Annotated in this window: 1 protein-coding gene; it reads left to right on the forward strand. The window is 66.8% G+C overall.

The features are described 5' to 3' along the window. Window positions 1-14: 14 nt before the first annotated feature. On the forward strand, window positions 15-265 hold a 251-nt coding region (locus tag FLQ44_RS21260; RefSeq protein WP_240801368.1), incomplete at its 3' end, for an ATP-dependent Clp protease adaptor ClpS.

The raw sequence follows: 265 nt of genomic DNA on the forward strand, positions 1-265 counted from the left end.
CCACATAGCACGCCATGATCGAAATGCCCGACCTCCGCCACCCGCCCCTGCACGCCTCACGCTTTCTGTCTCCGCGTCTGGCGGGTGACCCCGACGGCGCACCCGATGCGGGCCAGCAGCGCGGCCTCGCGGTGGAGGAAGCGCGGCCCGAGGTGGTGCGTCCTCCGCTGTACCAGGTCGTCCTGCTGAACGACGACTACACGCCGATGGATTTCGTGGTCGAGGTCTTGCAGGTGTTCTTCGGTCTCAACATCGAGCGTGCCAC

Source organism: Vogesella mureinivorans (genome assembly GCF_007644035.1).
Classification (GTDB): domain Bacteria; phylum Pseudomonadota; class Gammaproteobacteria; order Burkholderiales; family Chromobacteriaceae; genus Vogesella; species Vogesella mureinivorans.